At 56.7% G+C, this 7,950-nt stretch carries 5 protein-coding genes; all 5 read left to right on the forward strand.

What is annotated here, in order from left to right; genetic code table 11:
- The coding region (locus HV786_RS27080; protein WP_217472128.1) for a hemagglutinin repeat-containing protein at positions 1 to 3,766 on the forward strand (3,766 nt) is incomplete at its 5' end.
- On the forward strand, positions 3,763 to 4,521 hold the full coding sequence (locus tag HV786_RS27085) for a hypothetical protein (RefSeq protein WP_128830240.1): 759 nt from the start codon (positions 3,763 to 3,765) through the stop codon (positions 4,519 to 4,521). The genes HV786_RS27080 and HV786_RS27085, both read left to right, overlap by 4 nt.
- A 1,037-nt stretch (positions 4,522 to 5,558) precedes the next feature.
- Positions 5,559 to 6,236, forward strand: coding sequence for a hypothetical protein (locus HV786_RS27250; protein ID WP_217284785.1), 678 nt, complete (start codon positions 5,559 to 5,561; stop codon positions 6,234 to 6,236).
- Positions 6,236 to 6,616 carry a hypothetical protein gene (locus HV786_RS27095; protein ID WP_128830238.1) on the forward strand — a complete coding sequence of 127 codons (381 nt, stop codon included), beginning with the start codon at positions 6,236 to 6,238 and terminating at the stop codon, positions 6,614 to 6,616. Before HV786_RS27250 ends, HV786_RS27095 begins: the two co-directional genes overlap by 1 nt.
- Before the next feature lie 482 nt (positions 6,617 to 7,098).
- Positions 7,099 to 7,950, forward strand: an 852-nt coding sequence (locus tag HV786_RS27100; protein WP_175212086.1) for a hypothetical protein, incomplete at its 3' end; no start/stop codon positions are given.

A 7,950-nucleotide genomic window follows, 5' to 3' on the forward strand; every position in this document is an offset into this window, starting at 1 on the left:
AGTCACCGCCACGGAAGACGCGCGCCTGCAAGCGGGTCGCGACATCAACCTGGCGACACTGCAGGAAAGCCACGGTGAATCGCTGGTCCGAAACAAGAAGAACCGTCACGACCTGAGCACCAGCTCGGAAGTCGGTTCGTCCATTGCGGCGGATGGCAACCTTACGCTGATTGCCGGGCAGGACGTCAATGCGCGTGCCGCGGACGTGACGGCGGGCGAACAGCTGGCCGTGGGGGCGGGCCGCGACATCAACCTGATGGCGGGCGTGCAGACCGGCTCGGCGTACGACGAAAGTCACTACACGAAAAAAGGGTTCATGTCGTCGAAGACGACGCACATCAAAAAGGCAGTTGACTGGGAGCAGTCCCTGGCCACTACCTTCACCGGCGACACCGCTGTCCTGATGGCAGGGCGTGACCTGAATGTATCGGGCTCGAACGTCGGCGCGCAAATGGACTTGGTGCTGTCCGCCGAACGCGACGTCAACATCCTAGCCGGTCAGAACGCCCAGGACAGCTACGACTACAAGATGGTCAAGAAGTCCGGCTTTGGCGCCCTGGGTGGTCTTAGCTACGGTTCCAGAAAACAGACGGACTCGCTCGACAGCAAAAAGGTATTCCACAACGCCAGCACCGTTGGCAGCGTTGAGGGCGATGTCCTGATCAACGCCGGCAACGCGCTGAACATCACGGGCAGCAACGTCATTGCACGCCAGGGCGATATCACCTTGATCGGAAAAGAGGTGAACATCGGAGCGGCATTTGACACCACGCAGGAAAGGGAATTTCACGAGATCAAGCAGTCTGGGCTGACCCTTACTGCCAGCACTCCAATCGCCGATGCCGTGCAGACGGGCGTGCGCATGGCTGACGCTGCGGGTAAAACGGACAACTCCGTGATGAAGGGGCTGGCGGGCGCGACGACTGCATTGGCAGCCGTCAACGCGTACGATGCCGTCCAGCAAGCGGCCAATGTGAAGGACGCCAATGCGGTCCAGCAAGCTGGCGGCGTCAGCATCAAGCTCAGCCTAGGCAGCAGCAAGAGCAGCAGCATAACCGACCGCAACGCCTCAAGCGCCTTTGGGTCGACCGTTGCCGCAGGCAAGGATCTGACCGTCGTTGCGCAAGGCGCGGGCAAGGACTCGAACATCACGGTCACCGGCTCCACGCTGTCGGCTGGCAACAACGCGGTGCTCAAAGCCGAAGGCGACATCGTGCTGGAGGCCGCGCGCAACGTCTTCGAGCAAAAGACCTCCAGCAAGAGCAGCAGCGCCAGTATCGGTATCGGCTACTCCTCCGGCGGGCAGCAAAACGGCTTCACGCTTGAACTTGGCGCTTCGGTGGGTCGAGGCAACGCCAACGGCAAGGACGAAAGCTGGACCAACACCAACGTGACCGCCGGCAATGTCTTGGCGATCCAGTCCGGCGGCGACACCACGCTAAAGGGTGCGGCCGCGAAGGCGGATCAGATCATCGCGTCGGTTGGCGGCAATCTCTTGCTGGAAAGCTTGCAAGACAGCAGTAAGTACGATTCGAAGAACAAGAGTGCGGGTTTTGGCATAAGTCTGTGCATTCCGCCGTACTGCTACGGCTCAAGCAATGCTTGGGCGAACGCCGGCGTCGGCAAGATAAACAGCAACTTCAATACCGTGACTGAGCAAACCGGCTTGTGGGCTGGCGATGGCGGTTTCCTGATTGACGTCAAGAACAACACCACACTCATCGGCAGCGTCATTGCCAGCAGCGATAAGGCGGTAGCCGACGGCCTGAACAAGCTGACCACGGGAACACTGGTCACTGAAGATCTTAAGAACACGGCGCGCTACAGCGGCAGTCAGGTGTCCATCGGCGGCGGGTTCGGGTTTGGTGGGAAGTCAGGCGACTCGGGCTTGGGCACCACCAAGGGCGGCCAAGTCGCAGGGGGCGCGTCCAAAGATGCGGGCACGTCCGTTTCCACGGGCAGTAGCGGCGTTGGAATGGGCACCCCGACCGTGGTCGCGGCAAGCGGCAACAGCAGTTCCACGACGCAAAGCGGCATCAGCGGCGGGACGATCGTCATTCGTGATGAAGCGGGGCAACTGGCGCTGACCGGTAAGACGGCTGCCGAAACAATCGCGGCGTTGAACCGGGACACGTCAGACACGCTGAATGCGCTCACGCCGATCTTTGACAAGGAGAAGATCGAAGCGGGGTTTGAAATTGCGTCGGAAGCCCAGCGGCAGATGGGGCAGTTTTTGACGAATCGGGCGAAGGAAGCGGATGCGCTTGAAAAGGCGATGAAATCCGAGGCCGATCCTAAAAAGTATGCGGAACTGAAGAACCAGTACGACGACGCCAAGCTTTGGCTGCCGGGCGGGACCTACCGTCAAATTGCAAACGCAGTCATGGCGGCGACGGGCAGCAACGTAACCGGTGCTGCTTCCGACATCGCTCAAAAGGCTGTCGTCAGCTACGTGCAACAGTTGGGTGCTGCTCAGGTGGGCGAATGGGTCAGCAAGGGATGGATCCGTGACGGATCTGCGGAACATGCTGCCTTGCAGGGGATAGTAGGTTGCGCGGGAGCCGCAGCAAGTGGGCAAAGCTGCGGTGCAGGTGCGACCGGCGGCGCAGCGGCGGTGGTAATCAATGCTCTGCTCGATAGTACTGCAGGTGGTACCAACGAAGAACGTGAGTCACGTCGAAACCTGGTCGCGACGATTATCGCGGGCGCGGCAGTTGTGGCAGGGGCGGACGGTCTGGCCACGATCACGAACGCGGCCGTGGCTGAGTTGGACAACAACTCGCTGGATCCGAAGCTGCATCAAAGCCTGATCAACCGTCTTGCGCAGGCTGACCGACTGGAGCCGGAAGAGTACGACGATTTGATCCGTCGTATCAAAGCCGCGCATTCAGAAGGCACGCAGCAGGCGATGGACCAAATGAAGAGCGTTTTTGGCCCAGAGGCAATCGCAGAAACACGTGCGGCTTTGGAGGCGATGCTGGGAAGTGGTTCGGCCTGCGGGATGGTGCCGAGTTGTGCGCTGCAATTGACCAACTCCATCAAAGAGCTGGATAGTCTACTGAGCCAATATGAAAATCAGAAGTTGTTGACGCCGAAGGTCGATGCGGGGCTGATTATTTTCGATCTGGCAACAAGCGGAATTATAGGAGCGGTACGAAACGCTGGTACAAATACGCTGCGTATGATCTTGACCCGTGCGGCTGGCGATTCGATGGAGGGGGCCGCTGCTAAACTGGCGTATGGAGACGGCGCGAAGTGGGCCATTCGTAATGGGGAGGTTCTTGGTCAGGATGGCACAGTTCTGGCTCGGCAAAATCCGAGTACAGGCAAGTATGATGCGGCCGGCCACGACCTACCGTTTGGAATTCCGGAAACGTCCGTACGTGATCTGGCAGAGGTGTGGAAGCTCCGTCCGGCCGATCGCGGAATTGCAATAGAAAAACATCTTGCTAAAACCGAATATTCAAATCAAAGTGGCTGGTACAACGTAGGGGAAGAGATGGGCGGATATTTTCCGCTCGTCGATTTCCAAAATGGAAATACTCTTGTGAGTTTGAAGTCGGTCGACACGACCGGTAAAACTTGGCTGGATAGAATGGAAAGCCATATTATTGATTTGGGGTTCAACGGTGCCACAGTTAACAATGCTCCCGCCAATATGGTTCTCGATCTACGCGTGCAGCCAGGAGGTGCGATTTCAGCGAGTTCGCTGATCGAGTTTGGTCGCACATACGGTGTCACTGTAATTATTAAGGAGTTTCGATGAATGAGGGGCGGCGTGAGGGGACGAAACTTGTCTTCGACTCATCTAAAATAGATAGTCGGGCCCTTTTTAGATTGGTTTTGGCTTCGTATAGGGCAATTGGTTTACCGGAAACCTTCTATCTTAATGGCGTTGGAGTTACTGCGTCTAAGCTCGAAACTATCATTGCTGAGAAGAGGAGTTGGCCCAGCGGAGTTGTGTCAAATGGCGTTAATTTTTTGTCGGGCATTCTGCCGGCGAGACGGATAAATTTCTTGGATTTAAAAGATTCTGATTTTTTGGTGGAAATGCCGACGCTCTCGCTAAGCAAACGCCTTACCGCTGGGACTGGATTTATCCACGGTTGGGTGTATGACATTGAGTATGATTTTTGGCAAAATGCGAGAGATCCATTGGAATACGAAAGGTTAGGGCGATCTGCGGCAAACCTTCCGAAAAGGTCCAACGGTTTACCTGCGCCGCTTAATCAGTTGGAAATTGATACGTCTCTAAACCCGGGTCGAACTGAGTTGAAGGTAGGTTATATTGAGGCAGTTGGTAGGTTGATGTGGATCGCCGATAGATTCTGGAGCATAGTGGGAACAGAAAAAATATCGAGCTGCGCTTTGTTGAGGCAGCAGGGTTTTCAGGTGAGTGATAGTGATGGGATTGTACAAGTAAGCGCTGAGAAGAGATTTTTTGATGTGTCTTCGGGCGAAAGGCAACAAACGCTTCGTCGAATTCTGTTTGGCTCGAATTCGAAGCAAAACTCTGTGTAAATAGTCTAGGATCGGATTTAGCTTTATGATGCATAACCCGGAGGAAATCGGGGCTTCGTTGAAGCTGTCTCACTGATCCAGTTCCCTCTGCGGACTAGGATGAATATGGCTATCGTTCGGAAGGGCATTGTTGTGTCTGGCGAGTATTCTGGCTGGGAGATTTTTATTGCTGATGACCGGGATGGTGACACAGCTGTCTATTATATTACCTGAAGAGAAGTGATGTTGAGGGGTTCGATTACTGGTTCGAGCATGAGACCGGACTTCAAGCCCAGCTAGCTGATTTTGAAGTGAGGTGGATGGATTGAATTAGGTCGGCAAAACGCATGATCGTCGGGAGAAGAAGCGGCGCAGCGCCATCGAACCGATGGTCGGACACATAGAGGGTGACGGCAAGTTCGGCCGGAACTGACTCACGGGTGCCAGCGGATGCGGTCCATGTCGTTTTGTATGGCACGGGCCAAAGCATCCCCCTGCTCCTGTGCCGGTTGTGGTTTTCTTTGAGCCCTGTTTCTGGTGAGTTGGGCGTACGGATTTACCGCAAGAGCGGTGCCCGCGATCCGATAGCCACCGGATCACACCTTTATGCTGATCGGAATGCCGGGAATTTCGGTATTAAGGAGAGAACCCAACCCGCCTTGCGAATCCTGAAGTTGATGCGCAGACTGCCCAGCTGCGGATGCGGCAACTCCTTCAGCGGCATTACCCCGTGAAACCGCAAGCGGTCCACTTCGCCCCACACCACGACGTCGCCATGAAACGGCAGCATCCGCTCTGGGCTACCGGAGCGGTCGTCTGCCCTTAAGAGAGTTATCGCCGTCCAACCCCGCTCGCGGCAATTGGTCAATACGACCCCTCGCGTAGCTGCCGGGCGTCTCCATGTGCCGAAACGACGCCTGCGTTGTCAAGTCGTCCACGCCGGCCAGCAGTGCGTCCACGGTCGGCAGCGCAAGGCCGCTCCGCCCCATCAACAGAATAACGGCCCGTTGGACGGGACTTCGACGACATCGCCGTTGCCGGAGGAGCAGGGGCTAGAGATGGACGGCGGTGTAATTATTGATGGCAATCACAGATCTCAGAAGTTGTTGACGCCGAAGATCGATGCGGGGCTGATGATCTTCGATCTGGCCACAAGCGGGATTCTGGGAACGGTACGAAACGCCGGTACAACTACGCTGCGTATGATCCTGACGCGCGCTGCTGGCGACTCCTTGGAAGGCGCTGCAGCGAAGTTGGCATACGCCGACGGTGCGAAATTGGTTGTTCATAATGGGGAGGTCCTTGGTCATGACGGGACGGTTCTGGCTCGCCAAAACTCGGTTACCGGGAAGTATGAGTCCGTTGGGCCTCTTGAGCTTCCGCCCTTACCTGTTACCTCAGGAGGTACCGCTAACGCAGCTACTGGTGGCAAGTTGGCGGATGACCTGATCGCAAGAATGACAAAGCCGAAAGTCGAGGATGTGGGACTTGCCCAACTAATGGACGAACTATATCGAGACGGTGCGAAAATTGGGTCTGAAAGCACCGCAGACGCGGTGCGATTTGAACTTGCGACCGGCGGCTCCGTGGGCGGCAAGCACCATGTGCAGAAAGCAAAAAATTACTCTGTGTCGCTGCAGAGGTGGTTAAATGCCAATCCGAATGCGTCTTTTAGTGATCGTTCGGCGGCAGAACATGTTCTGCGCGACATGCAAAATGCACTAATGGGGAAGTGATGGATGTATTAAGTGAGTTTGTGGATAAATTTCGCCGGTACGAATTTATTCGGCGCGGATTGGATGAGGAAATAAATTATTGGGGAGAGGATGTTCCCATAATGTTGTTGTTCTCAAGAATAGGAAGGGAAATTGCCGAAAATTTCGACTCAATTCCCCCCGCTGAGCGGATAGATATTCTTTCTCTCATAGAAGAAGGAGTTTCTAGTGGCGACTTAATACTTCCTGATTATGTTGCAACAGGTCTATTAGAGGCGCTGGACGGTGCAGTGAGGAGAATAGGAGGCGGGCGAAGAAGCAAAATTTTTGTCCTTTTGGGTGAGCAGTCTAGGCACTATTTACTTGAGTGGGATAAATTATGGGGTGTCTCTGACAATTAGCTGCGGAAATTGGCCGCGGAGACCTGCTCCGAGATTTAGTGCGGCGTCGCATAGGGTCCGGCGTTAAAAGAGTTTCTTTTTGATTGGCCTATGGGAACTGCGCTGGGAGTTAACTGCAATGGGGGCGCTCGGTGTTGTACTCGACCGACCAGTTTTAGACCAAGCTTTTAGCCTGTCGAGGGTCAAGAATCAGTGCTCATTAATGCATTCGTCGCGGAACTTGACATTGATACTCTCGGTACAGGTATTCTCCACGGGCTTGCACGGCCAAATGAACGATGGCTTTACCCCGGCCTGATAGGACCGCTCGGAACAATCCTCTACAGCCTGGATTCTCGCGTGTGGACGGTCTTCGGTGTGACGCCGCCTCCGGCCCCGCTTCCGGTGTGGAAGGAGCCCGAAACGGTCTGCTTCGGCAACTCTCCCAGGTATCTTGAGAGAAGGCGCAGCGCAAAGCTTATCAGGACGCACATGCCGTCCACATGGCGGCGTTCGCGGAACTGGATAAGCGTGTCCGTGAGTTCAATGCCGACTTCCGCACGCGTCTGGTCGGCACCTTCACGTACTACGAAATCGAAGAAACCATAACCGAAACCCGCACCGTCTTTTCCGGTCCCGGCAAGATCCTGTCCGGCGGCGCGATGACGCTCGTCGGAACCGTGACCAACGACAAGAACCAGATTGCGGCCGGCGGCACGCCGTCGGTTTGCGGCCGCGCCATCAACTACATTGGAGCCAGCGGCGAGCGCATTATCACGCGTGTGGACCGGGCCATCTATTCCCAGCCCAGCGGCAGAAAGCGCAAGGACACCGTTGCAGCCTACGAGCGCACGCTCGCCGCTGAATCCATCGAACTGCCCGTCGCCACTTCCGGCGGAAATGTGTCGGTCTCGCTCAGCGGCACGGCGCCCGGCGCAAGCGCCGCCACCGCAACCGGCCCCGTCCTGGTTGCCAGCCTTGGTCTGCCCGGCGGCAACGTCGTGCGCACGGTCTCCAACCCGGCCACGATTCCCGACAGCCAACTCTTCGCCGTCAACGGCACACCCGATGCCCCGTACGTCGTCGCCACCGACCCGCGTTTCATCGGCAACCACGAGTCCGTTTCCAGCGACTACCTGTTTGGCCTCCTGCAACAGCCCGGCGCTCCCGTCGGCAACGCGGGCGCATCCGGCGCCATCAAGACGGGCTTGGGCAACACCCCCGGTGGCCTGAACGCCCTGATTCCCGCCGGCGCAAAATTCCTCACGCCGTCCGGCGAACCCCGTCGCCTGGGCGACGGCTTCTACGAACAGAAACTCGTCTCCGACCAGATCCTCGCCACCACCGGCCAGCGC

The sequence above is a fragment of the Achromobacter mucicolens genome (genome assembly GCF_902859725.1).
GTDB classification, from domain to species: domain Bacteria; phylum Pseudomonadota; class Gammaproteobacteria; order Burkholderiales; family Burkholderiaceae_B; genus Achromobacter; species Achromobacter mucicolens.